This window comes from Oleiphilus sp. HI0043 (assembly GCF_001634935.1).
Genome location: NZ_LWEY01000297.1, coordinates 1 through 952, shown reverse-complemented (window position 1 = coordinate 952; position 952 = coordinate 1). Strand labels below are relative to the sequence as shown.

The following is a 952-nucleotide window of genomic DNA, read 5'->3' as shown; positions in this document are numbered from 1 at the left end:
CTTAACTAATTCATTAAAGCGCAAGGCTAAGCCTTTCTTCTGAGTTTCTTTCGTGTTGAAGATAATTGATACTGAGGCTGAAACTTCATCGCATGTTTTTACCCAGTGTGGTGCTAAATAGGGAATATGAGCGCCTTCACCTGGCTTAATAAAAGTTTTTGTTGAGGTGTTAACAAATTCGTCCCGTAAGCTTGGTGCTACTTTATGGGTTTTGGCTACAAATGTTTCCAGTTCATCATCACTAATTTGTTCTTTATTCCAGGGTTCCCACGTATAGACTTCTTTAGTGCCCGTAAGTTGCATAAGGAAAGTGCTATACCGGTCGATGTGATAAGGCGTTGTGCCATTTGGTGACGTGATAAATAGATAGAGTGTTGAGTCAGTAATTTCTGTACCTAGTTCTTGGGCAAGTTGTTCAAGGTCGTTCTTTAGCCCTGTAAATAGCTCTTTATATTGTTCGTCAATTTCAGGACTTCTAACCATCACAAAAGAGTCTGAAGTCGCCAGATTTTCCAGTGCGTGCTCTAATGAGCATTCTATTTTATGTTCTTTATGAGCTGTATCAAGATTTGCATTGATGTCGACTTTACTAGAGCTGGCATACACGTGCTCCGGGGGAAGTCTGAGGACTAACTCAGATAGACTATCAAGTGATGCTAGAGGTGTCTCCACTACAGACTGGTTAAATTTGAATGACCTTTTGTTGAAGTCGGAGAACTGCTGTTCTTGATCTAGTTTTATGTATTTATACATTTTGCATTCCTTTTTCTCTAGTACTCTTAGTGGAAGAGCTTGTGCGGCTAGCTATTTCTTGAAAATCTACTTATTCACTCGTTTTTTGATAACACGGGCAGAATCACACGCAGTATTTCTTCTTCGGATAAAGGGCTTAATTGAAGCTTAAACCCTTGGTTAAGTTGTTCGATCAGGTTATTTAACCAAAAGCCGTTGT

The 952-nt window shown here is 39.5% G+C and carries 1 protein-coding gene; it reads right to left on the bottom strand.

Translation table 11 applies throughout. The annotated features are described in order from the left end of the window. The coding region (locus tag A3729_RS04220; RefSeq protein WP_068633243.1) for a JmjC domain-containing protein at positions 1–753 on the bottom strand (753 nt) is incomplete at its 3' end. Positions 754–952 lie beyond the last annotated feature (199 nt).